20 protein-coding genes are annotated in these 22,766 nt (G+C 64.1%); 12 read left to right on the top strand and 8 right to left on the bottom strand.

Translation table 11 applies throughout. From position 1 onward, the window contains the following. Nucleotides 1-118 precede the first annotated feature (118 nt). The 10 genes from NKI18_RS22395 to NKI18_RS22350 all read left to right on the top strand — a co-directional run bounded on the left by NKI18_RS22395 (nt 119) and on the right by NKI18_RS22350 (nt 14,895). Nucleotides 119-520 (top strand): PTS sugar transporter subunit IIA, encoded by a 402-nt coding sequence (locus tag NKI18_RS22395; RefSeq protein WP_023677550.1) that lies wholly within the window; start codon nt 119-121, stop codon nt 518-520. Continuing rightward, a complete protein-coding gene (locus tag NKI18_RS22390) occupies nt 517-813 on the top strand; it encodes an HPr family phosphocarrier protein (RefSeq protein WP_023677551.1) in 297 nt (98 codons plus the stop codon). Before NKI18_RS22395 ends, NKI18_RS22390 begins: the two co-directional genes overlap by 4 nt. Before the next feature lie 156 nt (nt 814-969). Next, entirely contained in the window at nt 970-2,370 is a 1,401-nt protein-coding gene (gene ahcY / locus NKI18_RS22385; protein ID WP_352619365.1) for an adenosylhomocysteinase, read from the top strand. Nucleotides 2,371-2,558: 188 nt separating this feature from the next. Continuing rightward, nucleotides 2,559-5,120, top strand: a complete 2,562-nt coding sequence (locus NKI18_RS22380) for a sensor histidine kinase (protein WP_352576324.1) — start codon at nt 2,559-2,561, stop codon at nt 5,118-5,120. Nucleotides 5,121-5,128: 8 nt separating this feature from the next. Then, nucleotides 5,129-6,640: a tRNA (adenosine(37)-N6)-threonylcarbamoyltransferase complex ATPase subunit type 1 TsaE gene (gene tsaE / locus NKI18_RS22375; protein WP_352619366.1), complete on the top strand. Its 1,512-nt coding sequence runs from the start codon at nt 5,129-5,131 to the stop codon at nt 6,638-6,640. A 56-nt stretch (nt 6,641-6,696) separates the two neighbouring features. Continuing rightward, nucleotides 6,697-7,440: a nucleotidyltransferase family protein gene (locus NKI18_RS22370; RefSeq protein ID WP_352619404.1), complete on the top strand. Its 744-nt coding sequence runs from the start codon at nt 6,697-6,699 to the stop codon at nt 7,438-7,440. Beyond that, the gene (addB, locus tag NKI18_RS22365) at nt 7,437-10,574 is read left to right on the top strand and encodes a double-strand break repair protein AddB (protein ID WP_352619367.1); all 3,138 of its coding nucleotides are present in this window, start codon (nt 7,437-7,439) and stop codon (nt 10,572-10,574) included. The genes NKI18_RS22370 and addB overlap by 4 nt, the downstream gene beginning before the upstream one ends. Then, nucleotides 10,571-14,083 carry a double-strand break repair helicase AddA gene (gene addA / locus NKI18_RS22360; RefSeq protein ID WP_352619368.1) on the top strand — a complete coding sequence of 1,171 codons (3,513 nt, stop codon included), beginning with the start codon at nt 10,571-10,573 and terminating at the stop codon, nt 14,081-14,083. Before addB ends, addA begins: the two co-directional genes overlap by 4 nt. A 74-nt stretch (nt 14,084-14,157) precedes the next feature. Beyond that, nucleotides 14,158-14,481, top strand: a complete 324-nt coding sequence (trxA, locus tag NKI18_RS22355) for a thioredoxin (protein ID WP_023677558.1) — start codon at nt 14,158-14,160, stop codon at nt 14,479-14,481. Nucleotides 14,482-14,613: 132 nt separating this feature from the next. Next, nucleotides 14,614-14,895 carry a cupin domain-containing protein gene (locus NKI18_RS22350; RefSeq protein WP_254815949.1) on the top strand — a complete coding sequence of 94 codons (282 nt, stop codon included), beginning with the start codon at nt 14,614-14,616 and terminating at the stop codon, nt 14,893-14,895. Between the two features lie 48 nt (nt 14,896-14,943). Here the strand turns inward: NKI18_RS22350 and NKI18_RS22345 are convergent, their stop codons facing one another. The 6 genes from NKI18_RS22345 to NKI18_RS22320 form a co-directional block, all read right to left on the bottom strand. Further along, nucleotides 14,944-15,363 (bottom strand): VOC family protein, encoded by a 420-nt coding sequence (locus tag NKI18_RS22345; RefSeq protein WP_352619369.1) that lies wholly within the window; start codon nt 15,361-15,363, stop codon nt 14,944-14,946. A gap of 61 nt (nt 15,364-15,424) precedes the next feature. Beyond that, nucleotides 15,425-16,750, bottom strand: a complete 1,326-nt coding sequence (locus NKI18_RS22340; RefSeq protein ID WP_023677561.1) for a bifunctional folylpolyglutamate synthase/dihydrofolate synthase — start codon at nt 16,748-16,750, stop codon at nt 15,425-15,427. 62 nt (nt 16,751-16,812) lie between these two features. Then, nucleotides 16,813-17,739, bottom strand: coding sequence for an acetyl-CoA carboxylase, carboxyltransferase subunit beta (gene accD, locus NKI18_RS22335; RefSeq protein ID WP_023677562.1), 927 nt, complete (start codon nt 17,737-17,739; stop codon nt 16,813-16,815). Nucleotides 17,740-17,776: 37 nt separating this feature from the next. Then, nucleotides 17,777-18,616, bottom strand: coding sequence for a tryptophan synthase subunit alpha (gene trpA / locus NKI18_RS22330; RefSeq protein ID WP_023677563.1), 840 nt, complete (start codon nt 18,614-18,616; stop codon nt 17,777-17,779). A gap of 2 nt (nt 18,617-18,618) precedes the next feature. Continuing rightward, complete coding sequence (gene trpB, locus NKI18_RS22325; protein ID WP_352568477.1) at nt 18,619-19,869, bottom strand: tryptophan synthase subunit beta; 1,251 nt, start codon at nt 19,867-19,869, stop codon at nt 18,619-18,621. Nucleotides 19,870-19,902: 33 nt separating this feature from the next. Next, nucleotides 19,903-20,562: a phosphoribosylanthranilate isomerase gene (locus NKI18_RS22320; RefSeq protein ID WP_352619405.1), complete on the bottom strand. Its 660-nt coding sequence runs from the start codon at nt 20,560-20,562 to the stop codon at nt 19,903-19,905. A gap of 167 nt (nt 20,563-20,729) precedes the next feature. Here NKI18_RS22320 and NKI18_RS22315 point away from each other — a divergent pair, with 167 nt between their 5' ends. After that, nucleotides 20,730-20,948, top strand: a complete 219-nt coding sequence (locus NKI18_RS22315) for a hypothetical protein (RefSeq protein WP_023677566.1) — start codon at nt 20,730-20,732, stop codon at nt 20,946-20,948. Beyond that, on the top strand, nt 20,945-21,340 hold the full coding sequence (locus tag NKI18_RS22310; RefSeq protein WP_352619370.1) for a hypothetical protein: 396 nt from the start codon (nt 20,945-20,947) through the stop codon (nt 21,338-21,340). The genes NKI18_RS22315 and NKI18_RS22310 overlap by 4 nt, the downstream gene beginning before the upstream one ends. Before the next feature lie 70 nt (nt 21,341-21,410). On the opposite strand, the gene NKI18_RS22305 is transcribed toward NKI18_RS22310, so the two are convergent. Both NKI18_RS22305 and NKI18_RS22300 read right to left on the bottom strand, forming a co-directional pair. After that, entirely contained in the window at nt 21,411-22,169 is a 759-nt protein-coding gene (locus NKI18_RS22305; RefSeq protein ID WP_352451640.1) for a M48 family metallopeptidase, read from the bottom strand. Nucleotides 22,170-22,266: 97 nt separating this feature from the next. Beyond that, nucleotides 22,267-22,755 (bottom strand): DUF2852 domain-containing protein, encoded by a 489-nt coding sequence (locus tag NKI18_RS22300; RefSeq protein ID WP_023677569.1) that lies wholly within the window; start codon nt 22,753-22,755, stop codon nt 22,267-22,269. Between the last annotated feature and the right edge of the window lie 11 nt (nt 22,756-22,766).

Here is a 22,766-nt window from a genome sequence, read left to right as displayed (position 1 = left end):
GCGCAATTTTGGGCTTGTCAACGGGCCTTGCGTCGACAAGATAGCGCTCCCGCCACCTGGAACGGTCGGCGAGCATAAAATGCGCCTGTGAAGCGGCGATGACGGGAGCCACCAAAGAATGATCGGACTCGTGCTTGTAACGCACGGTCAACTGGCCGCCGAGTTCCGCAATGCCGTGGAACATGTCGTTGGGCCACAAGACAATTTCGAGACCGTGGCGATCGGTGCCGACGACGATATGGAACAGCGCCGCCGCGACATTATCGAGGCAGTCGGCCGCGTCGATACGGGATCAGGCGTCATCGTTTTGACCGACATGTTCGGCGGCACGCCCTCTAACCTCGCCATTTCCGTGATGGAATCCGGGCGTATCGAGGTCATTGCCGGCATGAACCTGCCGATGCTGATCAAGCTGTCCAGCGTTCGCAAGGGCGACAACATGACGGCCGCGCTGGATGAGGCGCAGGCTGCCGGCCGTAAATACATCAATGTCGCCAGTCAACTCCTGAGCAGCAAATGAGCGCGCTGTTGCCGGAAAAGGACAAGATCGTTCGCGACTTTCCGATCGTCAACCAGCGCGGCCTGCACGCACGCGCCTCGGCCAAGTTCGTTCAAATCGCCAGCGGCTTCAACGCCACGGTCCAGGTCGAGAAGGACGGCGTCAAGGTCGGCGGCACCTCGATCATGGGCCTGATGATGCTGGCGGCGAGCCCCGGTTATTCGATCCGCGTCACCGCCACCGGCCCGGAGGCCGAAGAGGTCATCGATGCGCTGGAGCAACTGGTTGCTTCCCGTTTTGGCGAGGAATGCTGACGTGCTGATCGCTTCTGAAGACATGCACGGATAAAGATTTCTTTATATCCCATTGTCGTCCGACTCCCGATCTGCTAGTCAGGCCGGCACCTCGCGCCCTCCGACACGCTTTCGGGGCGGGCGCGTCCCGCAATCAATTCGCATCGGAGCACTGCCATGACGGGTAGCAAGGACCATGTGGTCGCAGACATCGCGCTTGCCGGCTGGGGCCGCAAGGAGATCGAGATCGCCGAAACCGAAATGCCGGGCCTGATGGCCTGCCGCGAAGAATTCGGCGACAAGAAGCCGCTCAAGGGCGCCCGCATCACCGGCTCGCTGCACATGACCATCCAGACGGCGGTGCTGATCGAAACGCTTAAGGCGCTCGGCGCCGATATCCGCTGGGCTTCCTGCAATATCTTTTCGACCCAGGACCACGCTGCCGCGGCCATTGCCGAGGCCGGAATTCCGGTGTTTGCCGTCAAGGGCGAGACGCTGGAGGATTATTGGGTCTACACCGACAAGATCTTCCAGTGGGCCGATGGCGGCACCTCCAACATGATCCTCGACGACGGTGGCGATGCCACCATGTACATCCTGATCGGCGCCCGCGCCGAGGCCGGCGAGGATGTGCTGTCCAATCCGGGCAGCGAAGAGGAAGAGATCCTGTTTGCCCAGATCAAGAAGCGCATGCAGGCATCGCCCGGCTTCTTCACCAAGCAGAAGGAAGCGATCCGCGGCGTCACCGAAGAGACGACGACCGGCGTCAACCGGCTCTATCAGTTGCAGAAAAAAGGCCTGCTGCCGTTCCCGGCGATCAACGTCAATGATTCCGTCACCAAGTCGAAATTCGACAACAAATATGGCTGCAAGGAATCGCTTGTCGACGGCATTCGCCGCGGCACCGACACGATGATGGCCGGCAAGGTCGCGGTTGTCTGCGGCTATGGCGACGTCGGCAAAGGCTCGTCGGCTTCGCTCAAGGGCGCCGGCGCCCGCGTCAAGGTCACCGAGGTCGATCCGATCTGCGCGCTGCAGGCGGCGATGGACGGTTTCGAGGTGGTCACGCTCGAAGACGCAGCGCCGACGGCCGACATCGTCATCACCACCACCGGCAACAAGGACGTCGTTACCCTCGACCACATGCGCCTGATGAAGGACATGGTGATCGTCGGCAACATCGGTCACTTCGACAACGAGATCCAGGTGGCCTCGCTGCGCAACCTGAAATGGACCAACATCAAGCCTCAGGTGGATATGATCACCTTCCCGGACGGCAAGCGGATGATCCTTTTGTCGGAAGGCCGCCTGCTCAACCTCGGCAACGCTACCGGCCACCCGAGCTTCGTCATGTCGGCGTCCTTCACCAACCAGGTGTTGGCCCAGATCGAGCTGTACACCAAGCCCGGCCAGTACGAGAACCAGGTCTATGTCCTGCCGAAGCATCTCGACGAAAAGGTCGCGCGCCTGCATCTCGACAAGCTCGGTGCCCGCCTGACCGAACTGTCCGGCGAACAGGCCGCCTATATCGGCGTCACTCCGCAGGGACCGTTCAAGCCGGAACACTACCGCTATTAACCACGGCGAAACTTGCCACTAGATATTGAAGCCGGGCGATTGACTTTTCGCCCGGCTTTATTTTTGCGCTGATTGATTCTTCACGCCGATTCGCGCAAGCGCTATGGTGCTGATTCGCGGTCCGGGGACGAGGCCCGGGCGCACGCATCAGGGCGGTCTTGCATTCAGGCGGCGAAGAGGACCAAGACATGCCGGGGGATAACCCGCCTTGCGCGGGACAGGCCGTTTCCGGCGGCCATAACGATTCGATCACGGGCTCCGCTGCCAGAGGCGGCAGCCTTCTATGGCGCGCCGGCAGCCGTGTCGGGGTGCTGCTTGCTTCTTCCGCGCTGGTTGGTCCGCTGCTTGGCTTTACTGCACATGCCCAAACCCGCGTGGCGCAAAAGGCCGGGCTGTCGGTCAGCACGGTCGAGGTCATGCAACTCGCCATGTTCGTCGGCGTCATGGGGGCGGCATTGCTGTCGGCCATCTTTCTGATCCGCGAACGGGCGCGCACCGCGGCGGAAAATGCCGAGCTCAGGACCCGTATCGCCGACGTCAATGCCGCGCTGCAGCGCTCGGAGGCGCTGCTCCATTCCCGCGATCAGCGCGTGGTGGTATGGGCGGCCGAGAACAAGAAGCCCGAGCTTGTCGGGACATTGCCGATCGAGAGCGGCGCGCCGGAGGACCGGGCGGCCTTCCTGGCTTTCGGCCGCTGGCTGATGCCGCGTTCGGCGGCCGCACTCGAACATGCCGTCGCGGCACTGCGGGACAAGGCAAAGCCGTTCGATCTTGTCATCGAATCGCAGGCCGGCCAGCCGCTCGAGGTTCACGGCCGCAAGAGTGCGGCGCATGTGCTGGTTCGCTTCGTCTCGCTTTCGGAGACACAGCGAAGCCAGGCCAGGCTGAAGATCGAGAACCAGCGCTTAGCCGCCGACCATGAGACGCTGATCGGTCTTCTGGATGCGCTCAAGATGCCGTCATGGCTGCGTACTGTCGACGGGCGGCTGAAATGGGTCAACCGCGCCTATGCCGAAGCGGTCGAGGCCGAGAATGCCGAAGCGGCGGTCCGCGATGGCAAGGAATTCCTCGGCGGCCAGGCGCGCGACACGATCGCTGCGCAGCACAAGTCGCGCGCGGTCTTTGAACAGACGCTCTCCACGGTCATCGAAGGCGACCGCCGTATGTTTGCCGTGACCGATTTTGCCGGGGCGGATGGTTCGGCTGGTCTTGCCTGCGACATCAGCGCGATCGAGGCCATTCGCGCCGAATATGAGCGGACCATGCAGAGCCACGCCGACACGCTCGATCAGCTCAACACCGCCGTGGCGATTTTCGACACCGACGAGAAATTGCGGTTTTTCAATCAGGCGTTCCAGAAACTATGGGGCCTCGACAGCGGCTTCCTGCACAGCGCGCCGGACAACGCCTTGCTGCTTGACCGCCTGCGCAGCGAAGGCAAGATCGCCGAGCAGCCCGAATGGCGGCGCTGGAAAGAGAGCCTGCTCGGCGCTTACCGCGCGGTTGAATCGCAGGAGCATTGGTGGCATCTGCCGGACGGCAAGACCATTCGCGTCGTCGCCAATCCGCAGCCCAAGGGCGGCGTCACCTGGGTGTTCGAGAACCTGACCGAGAAGATGGACCTTGAAAGCCGCTACCAGACCGCCGTCCGGGTCCAGGGCGAGACGCTCGACAACCTCGCCGAAGGCGTCGCTGTGTTCGGCCCCGACGGCAGGCTGAGATTGTCGAACCCGGCGTTCGCGGCATTGTGGGGGCTGGATGCCGATGCCTCAAAACCCAACGTCCATGTCTCGACGATCCGCGACCTTTGCGACCGCCGTGCCGTCGACAGTCCGTGGGGCGGGTTCGTTGCCGCCATCACCGGCTTCGACGACGAGCGCCGCGACCGCCACGGCCAAACCGAATTGAACAACGGCACCGTTTTGCGCTACGCCGTCATCCCTTTGCCCAACGGCCAGGTGATGATGACCTTCGTCGACGTTACCGACAGCGTCAATGTCGAGCGGGCGCTGAAGGACAAGAATGAGGCGCTGCAAAAGTCCGACCAGATCAAGAACGAATTCGTGCAGCACGTCTCCTATGAGCTGCGCTCGCCACTCACCAACATCATCGGCTTTACCGAGCTTCTTTCACTGCCGTCGACTGGTCCGCTGAACCAGAAACAACGCGAATATATCGGGCATGTCGGCTCGTCCTCCTCGGTCCTGCTCACCATCGTCAACGACATCCTCGACCTGGCGACGGTGGATGCCGGCATCATGGAACTCGACATTTCCGAAGTTCACATCGATCGAACCATTACGGCTGCCGCCGAACTGGTCGCCGACCGGCTGGAGGAACATGCGATCAAGCTTAGGATCGACGCGGCGGCCGCGCCGAAAACCTTCCACGGCGACGAGATCCGCGTCCGCCAGATCCTCTACAATCTGCTCAGCAATGCCGCCAATTACGCGCCGGAGGCGAGCACCATAACGCTCGCCTGCCGCCAACTTGCCGACGGCGTGGAATTTTCCGTTCACGATGACGGCCCCGGCATGCCGCCGGACCTGCTTGACTCAGTGTTCCGGCGCTTCGAGCCGCGCACCAATGGCGGCCGCCGCCGTGGCGCCGGGCTCGGCCTGTCGATCGTCAAGAGCTTTGTCGAACTGCATGGCGGCAGCGTCCGCATCGAGACCGGCAGGGACAAGGGCACCACGGTTGTTTGCACCTTTCCCGACACGCCGTCCGGCATCCGCGCGGCGGCCGAGTAGCGCGTTCGATGGCGGTATTGGTGCTGGAGCATTTTCTCGCCGACGAGGCTGCGACGGCAAGGTTCGGCGAGGATCTCGCCATGTCGCTGCGCATTGGCGACGCGCTCGCCCTCAAGGGCGATCTCGGCGCCGGCAAATCGACCTTGGCACGGGCGCTGATCAGGGCAGTGGCCGACGATGCCGGACTCGACGTGCCGAGCCCGACCTTCACGCTGGTCCAGAGCTACGACACGCGTGTGCCGGTTCATCATTTCGATCTCTACCGCTTGGGCATGGCATCCGAGCTGGACGAGCTGGGCTTCGACGAGGCGCTGACGCAAGGCGCCGCGCTGGTCGAATGGCCGGAGCGGGCAGAGGCATATCTGCCGAAAACCTCGGTGCTGGTCGAACTTCTCCAGCAGGGCGACGGCCGACTGGCGAGACTATCGGGAGAGGGCGCCGCCTTCGAGCGCGCGGCGCGATCGCTGGCAATGCGCGATTTTCTCGGGCAGGCCGGTTGGGGCGAAGCGCAGCGACGATATTTCATCGGTGATGCCTCGGCTCGCTCCTACGAGATCGTCACGCTCACCAGATTTCCGCCGCGCGTGCTGATGAACTCGCCAAGGCTGGTGCTCGGACCGCCAGTCCGCGACGGCAAACCCTATGCCGAGATCGCTCACACCGCGCAATCCGTTTCGGCGTTCGTCGCCATCGACCGGGCCTTGCGGGCCGGCGGCGTCAGCGTCCCGGAAATCCATGCCCAGGATCTCGACCAGGGTTTTCTCCTGCTGGAGCATCTCGGTTCCCAAGGGTTTCTCGACAAGCGCGGCCAGCCGGTGGCCGAGCGCTACGCTGCGGCGGCCGAACTGCTTGCCATGATGCACGGCAAAACATGGCCGACCCGTATGCAGGCCGGCCGCGGCGTCTTCCACGAGGTGCCGCCTTTCGACCGCGACGCCATGATGATCGAGGCCGAATTGTTGGTCGACTGGTATGTCCCGGCGATATCAGGCGCTCCGCCTAGAGAGGCGCTGCGCGCCGGTTACCGCAGCGAATGGAGTGCGGTGCTCGATCGGCTGGAGGGGCGCGAATACACGCTGATGCTGCGCGATTTCCATTCACCCAATCTGATCTGGCGCGCTGACCGTTCCGGTCACGATCGCCTCGGCGTCGTCGATGTCCAGGACGCGCTGATCGGGCCGTCCGCCTACGACGTCGCCTCGCTCGCCATGGACGCGCGCGTCACTATCTCACCCGAAATCGAAAAGCACACGCTCGCCGCCTACATCGCCGCGCGACGCGCTGCCGGCGCCTTCGATGAGAACGAATTCCGCGAAACCTATGCAATCATGGCCGCACAGCGCAATTCCAAGATCCTCGGCATCTTCGTGCGGCTCGAAAAACGCGACGGCAAGCCTTATTATCTGAAGCATCTGCCGCGCATCCGCGACTATCTTCGCCGGGCACTGGCGCATCCGGCGCTGGCTGGGCTGCAGGATTTCTACATCGCCCACGGCTTGCTGGAGGAACGCTCGATTTGACGGCTAAGGATTTGGGCCTGAAGGCGTCGGATGAGCAGCCGATGCCGACGACCGCCATGGTGCTCGCCGCCGGGCTCGGCAAGCGCATGCGGCCGATCACCGACACCATGCCGAAGCCGCTGGTCAAGGTCGCCGGCAAGACATTGCTCGACCGGGGGCTGGACTGCCTAGCCGAAGCCGGCGTCGCCAAGGCCGTCGTCAACGTCCATTACCTCCCGCAACAGATCGTGGACCATGTAGCCCGCCGCAGTGCGCCGAGAATCGTCATCTCGGATGAGAGTAGGGGCTTGCTTGACTCCGCCGGTGGTATCGTCAAGGCATTGCCCAGGTTAGGGGCGCCCTTCTATGTGCTCAACGCCGACACCTTCTGGATCGACAGCGGCGTTTCCAATCTCAGGCGTCTTGCCCTTGCATGGGAGGGCGCGACAATGGACATTCTGCTGATGCTTGCGGATCTCCAGTCGGCAACCGGACATAGCGGCGGCACCGATTTCCTGGTGGCGCCGGACGGCGCCTTGCGGCGTGCGAACAACGATCCGGCCGGCCTGATCTATGCCGGCGCCGCAATCGTTCATCCGCGCATCTTCAAGGATGCGCCGGCCGGTCCACACTCTCTCAACGCCTATTTCGATGCGGCAATCGCCGCCGGCCGCCTGTTCGGCATGAAAATGCAGGGTCACTGGATTACTGTCGGCACACCTGACGCGATCCCGCGGGCGGAAGCAGCGGTCGCCGCCGCGGTTGCCGGCACGCCCAATGCTGTTGCTGAGGCACCCGGCGCTCTTACCGAGTCGAAATGAGTGGCTCCCGCCGCGTTTTCTCGATCCCGCCCGGAGCGCCGTTCCTGCCGACGCTGGCCGAGGCGCTGCTTGCGGGGCGCTTGGTTCCCGGCTTCGCCTATGACGGCGATCCGCTGGCCCTGGCCGATCTCACCATCTATGTGCCGACGCGCCGTGCGGCGCGGGCGCTTCGCGGCGTCTTCGTCGATGCTCTCTCGCGCTCGGGAAGCCGCTCGGCGATCCTGCCGGTCATCCGCCCGCTTGGTGAGTTCGATGAAGATGAAGCCGCCTTCGAGGCAGGAGATTCGGTCGCCATCGACCTTGCGCCGCCGATCGCCCCGGTCGAGCGTCTTCTGCTGCTTGCGCCGCTGGTGCGGGCGTGGAAACGCCGCCTGCCGGCACATGTCGCGGCATTGTTCGACGAGGAGATCGTCATACCGGCCTCCGCCGCCGACGCCATCTGGCTGGCGCGCGACCTTGCACGCCTGATGGATGAGATCGACACCGAAGGCACGGATTGGGCAAGGCTCGCCGACCTTGTAACCGGCAATCTTGCAGGCTGGTGGCAGGTGACACTCGACTTCCTGACCATCGTGACGGAGAACTGGCCGAACCTGCTCGAGGAACGCCATCGTTCCAATCCGGCCGCGCATCGTAATGCCCTGATAAGGCTGGAGGCGGCGCGGCTGAAGCGTAATCCGCCAGCCGGACCGGTGATCGCCGCCGGTTCCACCGGCTCCATTCCCGCCACGGCCGAGCTGCTTGCCGTGATCGCCGGTCTGCCCAATGGCGCCGTCGTGCTGCCCGGGCTCGACCGGACACTGGACGAGCCGTCTTTTGCCGCCATCAGTGCATCTGGTGCGCGCCCGGCCCTGCTTGGCCACCCGCAATACGGCCTGGCAAAGTTGATCGGCAAGATCGGCGTGCCGCGCGCCGATGTCGAGGAGCTTGCCGTTGCGCCGCGGCCGCTTGCACTGCGCGCCGCACTTGTCGGCGAAGCGCTGCGCCCGGCGGAGACCACCGAGCTCTGGGCCGAGACGCGCGCCCGCTTTAGGGCCGGCGATATTGCCGAGGCCTTCGCCGATGTGACGCTTCTCGAAGCCGCCAGCGAACGCGACGAAGCCGTGGCGATCGCCGTCGCGCTCAAACAGGCCGTCGAACGGCCCGGCCAGCGCGCCGCACTCGTCACCGGCGACCGCGCTCTAGCGCGGCGCGTCTCAGTCGAGCTGCTGCGCTTCGGCGTTGCCGCCGACGATTCCGGCGGCACGCCGCTGATCAACACACCAGCCGCCAGCCTGCTCAGGCTGGCGCTGCAGGCAGCCTTCCGCCCGGGCGACCCCGTCGCCCTGCTGTCGCTGCTCAAGCATCCCCTGCTTGGCCTCGGCCTGGAGCGGGCAAGCGTGCGCTATGCGGCCGAAATCGTCGAACTCGTGGGGCTGCGCGGCGGCACAGGGCGTCCGGACGTGGCGTCGCTGCCGCAGCTCTTCGACACCCGGCTCCTCGAATTAGACGGCGGCAGCAATCGCCGCCCACCCTTCTGGTGGCCGCGGCTTTCGCTCAGGCGCATCGAACAGGCGCGCGACCTGCTGATCCGGCTAACGGCCGCGCTGGCGCCGCTGGTTGCTTTTCGCGGCGACGAGAATGCCGATCTTGCCACCCTTGTGCGCGCCAGCGTCGTTGCGCTCGAAAGTCTCGGCCGCGCCGCTGACGGCAGCCTGAGCGAACTCTATGCGGGCGATGCCGGCGAAAAGCTCGCCGAGCTCTTGCGCGGGCTGGTCGCGGCCTCGGTGTCGTTCTCCTTCGCCGCTGACGAATGGCCTGACGTGATGGAGGCGCTGATCGCGCCCGAGACGGTCAAGCCGGCGCAGGGCACCGACAGGAACATCGCCATCTGGGGTGTGCTGGAAGCGCGGCTTCAAGATGTCGACACGCTGGTCGTCGGCGGGCTCAACGAAGGCGTGTGGCCGCGCAAGCCGGAGAGCGACCGCTTCATGTCGCGGCTGATGAAGACCGGCATCGATCTTGAACCGCCCGAGCGGCGCATCGGCCTTGCCGCCCATGATTTCCAGATGGCCATGGGCGCCAAAAAAGTGGTGCTGGCTCGCTCCGGCCGCTCCGGCGACGCACCGTCGGTACCTTCGCGCTGGCTGCAGCGCATCCTTACATTCGTCGGCGAGGACCACGCTGCTGCACTTCGCCGGCGCGGCGACGAACTGCTTGCCTGGGCGCGTGCGCTCGATGCCGGCGAAAAGCAGGACTTTGCGCCGAGGCCGCAGCCGAAACCGCCGCTCGCCGCGCGGCCGCACCACTTCTCGGTCACCGAGATCGAAACGCTACGCCGCGATCCCTATGCGGTCTATGCCAGAAGGATACTCGGCCTGATGCCGCTCGATCCGGTCATTCGCGATCCGGGCGCCGCCGAGCGTGGCACGCTGTTTCACGCCATTCTGCACCTCTTCTCGGCGAGGGTGGCCGACCCGCGCGCGCCGGAGGCGCTGGACGGGCTCATCGCCGCAGGCCGCTCCTGCTTTGCCGACGCGTCCCTGCCCGCCGATGTCGAGGCGGTGTGGTGGCCGCGTTTTGAAAAGCTTGCCGCCGGCATCATCGAATGGGAGCGCGGCCGGGCCGCAGCCGTGGCACGGCGGCACGCCGAGGAACGCGCCGAAAAGACCGGTGTGGGCCGATCCGGTGTGACCCTGTCCGGCTATGCCGATCGCATCGATCTGCTGGCCGGCGGCATGGCCGACATCCTCGATTACAAGACCGGCTCCTCGCCATCTAAGGCACAGGCGCACACGCTGCTCGCGCCGCAACTGGCGCTGGAGGGCGCGCTGCTGCGTCGCGGCGCCTTCAAGGAGCTTGGCGCCTGTGAGCCGTCGCAACTGGCTTTCGTGCGGCTGAGGCCGAATGGCGAGGTGTTCGAAGAATCGATCCTCGAATACAACCGCAAGCCGCGAACCGCCGCCGATCTCGCCGAAGAGGCCTGGGCGAGGCTGGAAAAGCTGCTGATCCACTATGCCGACCCGACGACCGGGTATCTGTCGCGGGCGTTGCCGTTCCGCGAGGGTGAGACCGACGGCGATTACGACCATCTCGCCCGCGTGCTCGAATGGTCGGCCGGCGGCGATGCCGACGACGAGGGAGGGGAGGCATGAAAAAGGCCTATCCCATTCCAAGCGACACTGTCGCCAGTCAGGCAAGCGCCTCCGATCCGCGCAATTCCGCATGGGTGTCGGCCAATGCCGGATCCGGCAAGACCCATGTACTCGCCCAGCGCGTCATCCGGCTGTTGCTGCGCGGCACCGATCCGTCCAAGATCCTGTGCCTGACCTATACGCGTGCCGCCGCCGCCAACATGTCGAACCGGGTGTTTTCGACCCTGTCGCAATGGACGGCCCTGGGCGATGCCGAGCTCTCGACACGGATAGAGGCGCTGGACGGCCGCCAGCCCGACCGCGAAACCATGCGCCGGGCGCGGCGGTTGTTTGCCGAGGCGCTGGAAACACCGGGCGGGCTGAAGATCCAGACCATCCACGCCTTCTGCGAATCGGTGCTGCATCAGTTCCCGCTGGAAGCCAATATCCCTGCGCATTTCGAAATGCTCGATCCGCAAATGGAGGCATCGCTGTTTGCCGCCGCCCGCCGCGACATGATTTCGGGCGGCGTTGCAGGCGATGCGGCATTGTCCGACGCCTTCGCCACCGTGCTGGAGCGCGGCGGCGAGCATGGGCTCGACGCACTGCTGGCCGAGATCGTGCGCAAGCGCGATGGTTTGCGTGCGTTCATCACCGCGGCCGGCGGCGATGGTTTTCAGGCGCTGTTCGACGAGTTCCATTTCCGCGCCGGCCAGACGGCCGAAGGTATAGCCGCCTCGGCCTGGCCGCTGCCCGGCTTCCTGCCGGATTATCTCGTCACCTTTTCACGGGCGGCCGAGGCCGCCGATGCGCGCATCGTGCTGAACAATCTGCTGCCATACGCCCGCCTTGCCTTTGCCGAGGAGCATCCGGTACGTCGCCTGAATTTGCTCTCCAAGGCTTTCCTGAGGGCCGACGGCGAGCCTTACGATCCGGCAAAGACATTTAAAAGGGCATTGCTTGACCGGCTGCCCGATCTTGCCGAACGTTATCTGGCGGCGGTCGACGCCATTCTCGAAATCTCCGACCGGCTGGCCTTGTTCAGGATGCTGGAAGGCACGCGTGCGGCGCTGACCATCGCCGACTGGCTGATCGCCCGTTACGAGCAATTGAAGCGCGCCCGCGGCTTCCTCGACTTCAACGACCTGATCACCCGTACGGTCAACCTTTTGGCACGGCCCGATGCCGGCCCTTGGGTGCAGTACAAGCTCGACCAGGGCATCGACCACATCCTGCTCGACGAGGCGCAGGACACCAGTCCCGACCAGTGGGAGGTGGTCAAGCGGCTGGCAGAGGAGTTCTTTGCCGGGCTCGGCGCACGCGACGCGGTCCACCGCACCATCTTTGCTGTCGGCGACGAAAAGCAGTCGATCTATTCCTTCCAGGGAGCCGCCCCGGATTCCTTTGCCGACAGCCGGCTTTTGTTTGCCGGCAAAGTTAGATCCGCCGCCGCCGCCTTCGCCGATCTCAAGCTGACCTGGTCGTTCCGCTCGACCGAAGATGTTCTTGCCGCCGTCGACCGGGTCTTTGCCGACCCGAACGTACGGCGCGGCATCAGCCACGATCCTGATCCGCTCGACCACAAGGCGATCCGCACCGATGCGCCGGGTCATGTCGAGGTCTGGCCGTCGATCGGCGCCGACGTCGTCGACGAACCAGACGATTGGACGCAAGCGGTCGACCATGCCCACGCGCCGGCAGTCCGCGTCGCTGAAAACGTCGCCGCAACGATTGCCGGCTGGATCGGCAACGGTGAGGTCATCGAAGGCCGCGGCAAGAAACTCCGCCCCGGCGACGTGCTGGTGCTGGTGCGCAAGCGCGATCGCTTCGTCCATGCGCTGACGCGGGCGCTGAAGCGCCGCGACATTCCGGTGGCCGGCGCCGACCGGCTCAGCCTGCCCGGCCACGTCGCGGTGAAAGACCTGATCGCACTTGGCCATTTTCTCATCCAGCCCGAGGACGATCTGTCGCTGGCCGCCGTGCTGCGCAGCCCGATCTTCGATGTTTCGGAAGAGCAGCTTTTCGCGCTTGCTGCCGAGAGGCCGTCGGGCGTCTCGCTGATCGCCTCGCTGCGCCGGCATGCCGGCGAAAGCGAGGCGTTGGCCGCCGTCGTCAGCCGGCTCGACAAATGGTCGAACGAGGCCGCATTCAAGCCGGTGTTCGAATTCTATGCCGCAGCTCTCGCCTGCGACGGCCTGCGCAAGAAGATGATCGCGCGGCTCGGTCCGGAGGCCGGCGATATCCTCGACGAATTCCTGAATTTCTGCCTGGCCGAGGAGCGAACCGGCCTGCCAGGGCTGGAATCCTTCCTGTCGACGCTGGAAAACGCCGGCCCCGAGATCAAGCGCGAAATGGACCAGACCCGCGACGAGGTTCGCGTCATGACCGTGCATGCCGCCAAAGGCCTGGAAGCGCCGGTGGTATTCCTTGTCGATGGCGGCTCCGCGCCGTTCAGCGACCAGCATCTGCCGAGATTGATGCCGTTCGAAGGCTCGGGCGACTACTGGGAGGGCAAGGGCTATCTCTGGCGTTCGGCCAGCGATGTCGCCAATGGGTTTTCACGCGCCGCATCGGCCCGCGCCCGCGAGCTCGCCGACGACGAATACCGCCGGCTGCTCTATGTCGGCATGACCCGCGCCGAGGATCGGCTGATCGTCTGCGGCTACCATGGCAAGCGGGCGCCGAATACCGGCACCTGGCATTCGATCGTCAGCCGCGCAATGGTCGGTGCCGCGGAGAGCGAAGAACGCCGGCATCCCGCCACTGGCGAGACCGTGCATCGTTTCCAGGTGACAAAACTGCCGCCCATGCCACTGGCGGCAGTGAATGAGGCACGACAGGCGGAACGCTTTGCACCACTGCCTGAAACCCTGTTCCGGCCTCTGCCGCCCTTCGAGGAATTGCCGCGGCCGCTCTCGCCGTCCGGCGCCTCGGTGCTGATCGATGAGGCGCGGCAAGCGGTGGCCGACACGCGTTCGTCGGTACTGGATGCCGACGCCGAGCCCGGCTTTGCCGTCATGCGCGGGCTGGCGCTGCACAAATTGCTGCAGATGCTGCCCGGCATCGCCGAGGGAAAACGCCGGGATGCCGCCGAACGCTATCTGGCAAGAGCCGGCGCGGAATGGCCCGACGACGAGCACGACAAGGCCTTGGCTGGCGTTTTCAGAATTCTTGCCGACAGCCGCTTCGCGCCGCTGTTTGCGCCAAACTCGCGCGCCGAAGTCGCCATCATGGGCAGCCTGGAGGTAAGGGGCAAACTGCGCTCGATTTCCGGCAAGATCGACCGGTTGGCAGTAACGCCGGACAAGGTTTCGATCGTCGACTACAAGACCAATCGGCCAGCGCCAGCTACGCTCGCCGAAGTGCCGCAAGCCTATGTTCTGCAGCTCGCACTTTATCGCGCGCTGCTTCAGCCGCTCTATCCGGGACGCGAGGTCTCGGCGGCGCTGCTGTTCACCGAGGCGCCACGGCTGATCGAGCTGCCGGCGGCGGCCATGGACGATGCGCTTGCTAGACTCACGGGAGCGTGACACAACACTTGCTTGAAGACGGACGCGATCACCACCACATTTGGTGCGACGAACAAAATCGAAAGGATCTCAGCATGGCCACCGTCAAGGTCGACAAGAGCAATTTCCAGGCCGACGTGCTCAACGCCAAGGAGCCGGTCGTGGTCGATTTCTGGGCGGAATGGTGCGGCCCGTGCAAGATGATCGCCCCGGCGCTCGAGGACATCGCCATCGAACTCGGCAGTAAGATAAAGATCGCCAAGCTCAACATCGACGAGAATCCTGAGCTGGCCGCGCAGTTCGGCGTACGCTCGATCCCGACGCTGATGATCTTCAAGGGCGGCGAAGTCGCCGACATGAAGGTCGGTGCTGCGCCGAAAACGGCATTGTCGCACTGGATCAACGGCAGCCTCGCCTGATCCGATCAAAATTTTGCAGAAAAGCCCGGCCTCGCGCCGGGCCTTCTTTTGCTGGCGTCATTGGTGGGCCGCTCTGGCACTCGCGGCTTGCCGCCCGGTATTCTTCTCTTCTGAATTCAAAGGAGAAGCGATATGACCGGATCCGCCAAGGCCACCGTCTTCATCGACAATGAGCGCGTCATCGTCACCGAATACCGCTTCGCCCCGGGAGACAACACCGGCTGGCACCGCCATGGCCACGACTATGTGATCGTGCCGTTGACCGACGGCAAGGTGAAGCTCCTGACCAAGGATGGGGAATCCTTTGCCGAAATGAAGAAGGGCTCGCCGTATTTCCGCAACGAGGGCGTCGAACATGACGTCATCAGCGCAAACGATGGCGAATTCGCCTTCATCGAGGTCGAGCTGAAGTAGTCCACCAACGCATCGGCTGCGCCGCCACAATTGTCCGGCGAGACGCGATCACCAATCCGCGATACGATCGCCGCCGACGAATTGTGCGCTTTTCTCAGTATATTCAAACAGTTCGATCTTCACGCCGTTGGGGTCGCGGATCCAAGCCTGGTAGGTGTCATCGCACGCGCGTTTCTTTGAAGTGACATCAACGCCCTTTGACCTCAGATGGGCGATCGCGGCATCGATGTTTTCCACTTCGAGGCAGAAGTGGTTGATCTGGTTCCAGTCGCTATAGCTCGCGCCGTCTTTCTGGAACACCTCGACATGGCTGCGGCTGCCGCAATTGAGGTAGAAGCCGAAAATCTTCCCGTCGCGCAGGAAATTGAACTGGGTGTCTATGCCGAGGACGTCCCGATAGAAGCTTCGCGTCATCTCCAGGTCATTCGCGAAAATGCAAACGTGAGCGAGCTGCTTTACCTTGATCATGATTGGCTCCTGGCGGTGGTCTGATAAGTGTGGCGTCACCGTGGCCCGGCTGAAGCACGCCTCAAGCCGGCGGAGTGCCGTTTTCGGCCAATACCGCGCCGGCCAGGTAAAGTGACCCGCCAATCAGGATGCGCGGCGGCGGTCCGTCCCATGTGTCGCGCAGCAGCATCAGTGCGTTTGCAACGGAACTAACCGGTTCGGCCGACAAGCCTGCCTCGATGGCGCGGGTCGCCAGTTCGTCGTTCGGCACGCCGGCGTCGCTCAGGCTCACCGGCACGGTGTAGACGTGCCGCACCAGCCCTTTGAAGGCGCGGAAATAGCCGCTTTGGTCCTTGGTGTTGATCATGCCCGAGATCAGGAACAGCGGCCGCGGGTTCTTTTCCTCCTGCTCGGCCAGGGCCTCAGCGACGACCACGCCGGCGCCGGGATTATGGCCGCCGTCGAGCCAGATGTCGGCGCCCTTCGGCGCCAGTTCGCTCAGCCGTCCTTGCGGCAGCTTTTGCATGCGGCCCGGCCAGGCAACATTCGCCATCGCCTTCTCGGCAGCGCGGTGGCTGATCTCGAAGCCCGCCGCCTTGACCGCCGCGATCGCCGCCGCCGCATTGGCGAATTGATGGCGCCCCGGCAGGCGCGGCGGCGGCAGGTCCATCAATCCGTCTTCGTCCTGATAGACCATGCGGCCGTTTTCCTCATAGGCAAGGAAATCCTGGCCATAGACGAAGGCGGGGCAGTCGAGCCGCTCGGCGGTTTCGATGAGCACCTGCTGGGCCGTCTCGCTTTCCTGCGCGCCGATGACGACCGGGCATCCGCGCTTGATGATGCCGGCCTTTTCGGCGGCGATCAGCTCGACGCGGTCGCCGAGATAGGCTTCGTGGTCGAGCGACACCGGCATGATCACCGACACGGCCGGCTCGGCGATGACATTGGTGGCGTCGAAGCGGCCGCCAAGGCCAACCTCGAGGATGACGGCATCGGCCGGATGTTCGGAAAACAGCAGGAAGGTGACGGCGGTGAGGATTTCGAAGACGGTGATCTTCTGGCCTTGATTGGCTTTGGCGACGCGGGCGATGGCTTCGGCGAAGACCTTGTCGTCCACCAGCCTGCCGCCGCCATCTGCGGCCAGCCGGTAGCGCTCGTGCCAGTTCACCAGATGTGGCGAGGTGTGGACGTGGACGCGGTAGCCGGCGGCTTCGAGCAGCGCCCGTGAAAAAGCAGCACAGGAGCCCTTGCCGTTGGTGCCGGCGATGTGGATGACCGGCGGCAACTGGTCTTGCGGATTGCCGAGGCGCTCGAGCAGCCGCGAAATGCGGTCGAGCGAAAGGTCGAAGCCCTTCGGGTGAAGCGCCATCAGGCTTTCGATTTCGCGGTCGGCGGCAAGCGTGGTCATGAAGGAATCCTACGCGCGCGCACAACGGCACACAACAGCCGCTCGCGCCGCGTGATGTCGCGTCAGGCTTGCGGCCGGGCTTCGGCCGGTATCGCCACCGGCGGCAGGATTTCCGGCTCCCGCGGGTTTTGCTCTTCCGGCAGCTTGAGCAGCATTCTCAGCAGCCGCGCAACCGTCTGGCGCATCTCCAGCCGCGACACCACCATGTCGACCATGCCGTGTTCCATCAGATATTCGGCGCGCTGGAAGCCGTCGGGCAGCTTTTCGCGGATGGTCTGCTCGATGACGCGCGGTCCGGCAAAGCCGATCAGCGCCCCGGGCTCGGCAATGTGCACGTCGCCCAGCATGGCGTAGGAGGCGGTGACGCCGCCGGTCGTCGGGTTGGTCAGGACGACGATGTAGGGAAGGCCGGCCTCCTTCAGCCTGTCGACGCCAATCGTGGTCCGCGGCAGCTGCATGAGCGACAGGATGCCTTCCTGCATGCGGGCGCCGCCGGAGGCCGCAAACAGGATCAGCGGCCGCTTGCGCTGCAAGGCGACCTCGAAACCATGCACGATGGCGTCGCCGGCCGCCATGCCGAGCGAGCCGCCCATGAAGGCAAAATCCTGCACCGTCACCACCACCGGCAGGCCCTCGACCGTGCCCAGCGCATTGATGATGGCATCTTCCATGCCGGTCTTGGCCTTGGCATCCTTCAGCCGGTCAATGTAGCGCTTTTCGTCGCGGAACTTGAGTGGATCCTGAACGACCTTGGGGTTTTCCAGCGTCTCGTATTTGCCGTCGTCGAGGAAGAATTTCAGCCGTTCCTTTGCCGATATCTTCATATGATGGCCGGAGGACGGAATGACGAACTGGTTCTGCTCCAGATCCTTATGGAACACCATTTCACCGGTCTCGGGATCCTTGATCCACAGGTTTTCCGGCATGTCGGTGCGGCGGCCGAGCATCGAATTGATCTTCGGACGGACGTAATTGGTGATCCAGTTCATCGCTTCGGCTCCTGTCCCTTAAGAAGACGTAGGAAGATTATTCGGCGGCAGCAAGGCGAGCCGCGCGAACCCCTTGCGAAAGCCCGCTGACCAGCGTGGCGACGGCCTCGGCCGGATCGGCGGTCTTTTCGCCCTTCGGCCCGAGCACGTTGGCGACGGCATTGACAATCGCGGTGCCGACAACGACGCCGTCGGCCGACGCGCCGATGGTGCGCGCCTGCTCGGCGGTCTTGACGCCGAAGCCGACGCAGACCGGCAGGTCGGTATGGCTCTTGATGCGCTTGACCGCTGCCGCCACCTTGCCGGTGTCGGCCAGCGCCGAACCGGTAATGCCGGTCATCGAGACGTAGTAGACGAAACCCGACGTGTTCTGCAGCACCTTGGGCAGGCGCTTGTCGTCGGTGGTCGGCGTCGCCAGCCGGATGAAATTGATGCCGGCCTTGAGTGCCGGGATGCAAAGCTCCTCGTCCATCTCAGGCGGCAGGTCGACGACGATCAGCCCGTCTATACCGCTGGCCAGCGCATCGCTCAGGAAGCGCTCGACGCCGTAGATGTAGATCGGATTGTAATAGCCCATCAAGACGATCGGGGTTTCACTGTCGCCGGCGCGGAATTCCGAGGCCATCTTCAGCGTTTTGACCAGTGTCTGGCCGCCCTTCAGCGCCCGCAGGCCGGCCGCCTGGATCGCCGGGCCGTCGGCCATTGGATCGGAAAACGGCATGCCGAGCTCGATGATGTCGCTGCCGGCGCCGGGCAGCGCCTTCATGATCGACAGGGAGGTGTCGTAGTCCGGGTCGCCGCCCATGAAATAGGTGACGAGTGCCGGTCGACCTTCGGCCTTCAGCTTTGCCATGCGGCGGTCGATGCGAGTGGCCATGATCAGATCTCCATGCCCAGCATATTGGCCACTGTGTGCACGTCCTTGTCGCCACGGCCGGACAGGTTGACGATGACGATCTGGTCCTTGTCCATATCAGGCACGATCTTCACCGCCTGCGCGATGGCATGGGCCGATTCCAGCGCCGGAATGATGCCCTCGACGCGTGTCGTCAGCTGGAACGCCTCCAGCGCCTCGTCGTCGAGGATCGGCACATAGTCGACGCGGCCGGAATCGCGCAGCCATGAGTGCTCCGGCCCGACGCCGGGATAGTCGAGGCCGGCCGAGATCGAGTGGCCGTCCATGATCTGGCCGTCGGCGTTCTGCAGGAGGTAGGTGCGGTTGCCATGCAGCACGCCGGGCGCGCCGGCACTCATCGAGGCGCAATGCTCGATGCCGTCGAGCCCGCGGCCGCCGGCTTCGACGCCGATGATGCGCACCTGCCTGTCATCCAGGAAGGGATGGAACAGGCCGATGGCGTTCGAGCCGCCGCCGACACAAGCGATGATGGTGTCCGGCAGCCGGCCTTCCTGCTCGAGGATCTGGGCACGCGCCTCGGTGCCGATCACCGACTGGAAGTCGCGCACCAGCTCCGGATAGGGGTGCGGGCCGGCGGCGGTGCCGATCAGGTAATAGGTATCCTCGACATTGGTCACCCAATCGCGCAGCGCCTCGTTCATGGCGTCCTTCAGCGTGCCGTGGCCGGCGGTCACCGGCCGCACCTCGGCGCCTAGAAGCTTCATGCGAAAGACGTTGGGGCTTTGCCGGGCGACATCGGTTGCACCCATATAGACGATACAAGGAAGCCCGAAGCGCGCCGCCACTGTAGCGGACGCGACGCCATGCTGGCCGGCGCCGGTCTCTGCGATGATCCGCGTCTTGCCCATGCGCTTGGCGAGCAGGATCTGGCCGAGGCAGTTGTTGATCTTGTGCGAGCCGGTGTGGTTCAGGTCCTCGCGCTTGAAATAGACTTTTGCGCCGCCCCGGAGGCCCTTCGCCGAGGAAACCTCGCGAAGATGCCTGGTCAGGCCTTCGGCGAAATAGAGCTTCGACGGTCGCCCGGCATAGTGCGTCGAGAGATCGGTCAGCTCGGCCTTGAAATCCGGGTCGTTCTTGACCTCGTTCCAGTGCCGCTCCAGCTCGAGGATCAGCGGCATCAGCGTTTCGGCAACGAAACGACCGCCAAAAATGCCGAACATGCCCTGCTCGTCGGGGCCGGTGCGGAAGGAATTCGGTATCGCCGGCTTATCCATCGCCGATCTCCTGGTCTGCGGTTTGAAGCGTGGTCAGGCGGCGCGGTTGTCGCGTGCTGCCCCGACGGCCCGGAAAAATTGTTCGATCAGCGCCGGTTCCTTGACGCCCGGCGCGCTTTCCACGCCCGAAGAAATATCTATTCCGGGCGGGTTCACGAGCCGAAGGGCGTCGCCGATATTGCCGGCATTGAGCCCACCGGAAAGCATGTAATCGACGCCGGCGTCAAGGCCGGCAAGAATGCGCCAGTCGAAGGCAAGACCGTTGCCGCCCGGCAATTCCGAACCCTTAGGCGGCTTGGCATCGAACAGGAAGCGGTCGGCAATGCCGATGAAGGCTTTGACCCGCCCGAGATCGGCGGCCTCGCTGACCGGCAGCGCCTTCATCACCGGCAAGCCGTAGCGCGACTTCACCTCGGCCACCCGCTCGGGGGTTTCGGCGCCGTGAAGCTGCAGCATGTCGGGCTGCATTTTTTCGACGATCTCATCCAGAAACGCGTCGCCGGCGTCGACCGTCACCGCAACCGCCTTGGCCCTGCCGCGCGCCGCTTCGCGCAGGCGGCCGGCTTCCGCCGGCTCGACATAGCGCGGGCTTTTGGCAAAGAAAATGAAGCCGACATGGCTGGCGCCGCCGGCCAATGCCGCGGCCAGTGCCTTGTCGGTCTTCAACCCGCATATCTTGATGTCGAGCGCCATGGCGCGGGATTGGCACGAAACGGCCAAAGAGTCGAGAAAAAGCATCCTGTTTGCCGCCAGCGCGGAACGCGCTACCTTGCTAATGTAAGAGCGCAACGCGCTACCTTGCTAATCTAAGAGCGCAACGCGCTGCCTTGCTCAGGCACTAAGGCGGGAGAACAAAGATCATGCCGGAAAAGACCGTCGCGGAACTCAGGCAAAAGCTGGCGCAGGCCCATGAGGTCATCGCTCATTTGATGGACAAGGCAGCCTTCAACGGCGCCGAGGCGCACCGGGCGCTGGCTTATTTCAGCAACGATGGCTTCGAGAAGGATTTCTTGCCCTGGCCGCGCCACGCCGACGAGGGGCTGCGGCCGGAGGAGTTGAACGCCGCGAATGACGATTGATCCTCACCGTCCAGGGCGAGTGTACCGACATGGCCAACGCTGCGATCAAATGTGAAGACATCGACTGCTCTCGATTGTTTGACGACTGGTCCTGGCTTGTGCCGGCCAGCCATACTCCACTGATTATAGGTCATTTCGGGGACACGGTTTTTGCAGCACCGGACGGATTGCATTGGCTGTTATCGACGCTGGACGGGGAGTATGAACGGATTGCCAAGGACAGCGCAGAGTTCAACAGGCTGAAAGGTGATCCAGAAAATGTCGATATCTGGTTTCAGTGGGGCTGGGCCAATATTGCGCTGCAAAGCGGGATCGTCCCCCCAAAGATGATGAGTGTCTGGGCTGGAAAATCGCCCCAATCTTTGGCGGGCGCTTCGGCGTGGAAGAAATAATGACTTTCCCAAGGTGGGCGCATCTAAGTATTCAAGGCCAGTTGCACCGGCAAATTCGTGGACAATAAACTCACTCGAACGCGATCGCCTGCAGCGCGCCGCCGTTGCGCTTGAGCCAGTCCTTGCAGCGCTCGGTATCCGGGCAAAGCTGCTCGCATAGTTTCCAGAATTTCGGGCCGTGGTTCATCTCCTTGAGATGCGCCACCTCATGCGCGACGAGGTAGTTTATCACCGGCCGCGGCGCCATCATGATGCGCCAGGAAAACGACAGATTGCCGTCCGACGTGCACGATCCCCAGCGGCTCGACGTATCCTTGAAGCGGATCGCCTTGGCGCGCTTGCCGACCGCAGCACTGTGCTTGGTCACCAGCGCTTCGATCTCGCGCTTGGCTTCGCGCTTGAGGAAATCGGCGATGCGGCGCGGCAGATGCACGCGTTCGCCATGCACGATCATCAGCGGCCCGCGCTCGTCGCGCGACAGCGTGACGGTGCCGCGTTTCGACGGTTCATGGACGATGCGATGCGGCACGCCGCGCACCGGCACCTTGATGCCGGGCCGCACCTGCGGCCGGTTGGGTACCTTGGCCAGCCTTTGCTCCAGCCAGTCCTGATGGCGGTCGAGGAATTTTTCCACCTCGCCGCGGCGCAGCCCCGGCGGCACGGTGATGCGCAAACCGCGGCCGCCGGAATCGATGCGCAGCGTCAGGCGGCGGGCGCGGTCGTTCTCGACGATCTTGAGCGGCAGCGTGCGGCCGGCAACGCAATGCTCGCGCTCCACGACGGGCGTGGGCTTGGGTTTCGTCGGGGTGCGAAAGAAGCCGAAGGACATTCCGGGACGATACGTGATTCGAGGGAAACGACTAGAACAAAAAAGAAACGGCGCCGCTGACGCGACGCCGTTGGATTATCTATCTGGGCACGGGACCTTACTCGTCGAGCAGGCCTGGCGTGGAGTTGCCGCCGCGTTTGTTGTTCGTCGTCGAGCCGGTTGACCCGCCGGTCGTGGGCGATGTCGACTTGTTGCGGTTGGCCATGAAGCGGTCGAACTCTTCCTGGTCCTTGGCGCGGCGCAATTCGCGGGCATATTCATCGAACTCGCTCAGCATCTCGTCGAGCTTGCGGCGTTCCTCGGCAAGCCGCTCGAGTTCCTTTTCGCGCCAGTCGTCGAAAGCGACGTTGCCGGTGCGGGCGGAGCCATGGCCCCAGCGCGCGGCCTTGTCGGAGCCGCGGCGGCAGCCGGCGAAGATGCCGTCGGTCGCGCGGTTGACGTCGCGCTTGAAGCCCTCGAGCCGGTCGCCCCAGATGATGTAGGCGAGCATGGCGAAGCCGAGCGGCCAGAACACCATGAACCCGATCACCATCAACGCGATGGTCGCCGGCGTCCAGGCCGGACGGATCAATGCAGATGTGTTCATTTCTCCCAATC

Origin of the sequence: Mesorhizobium sp. M0800 (assembly GCF_040320095.1) — a bacterium.
Classification (GTDB): Bacteria; Pseudomonadota; Alphaproteobacteria; order Rhizobiales; family Rhizobiaceae; genus Mesorhizobium.
The sequence above is the reverse complement of the archived record's forward strand: the minus strand, read 5'-3'. Positions and strand labels throughout refer to the sequence as shown.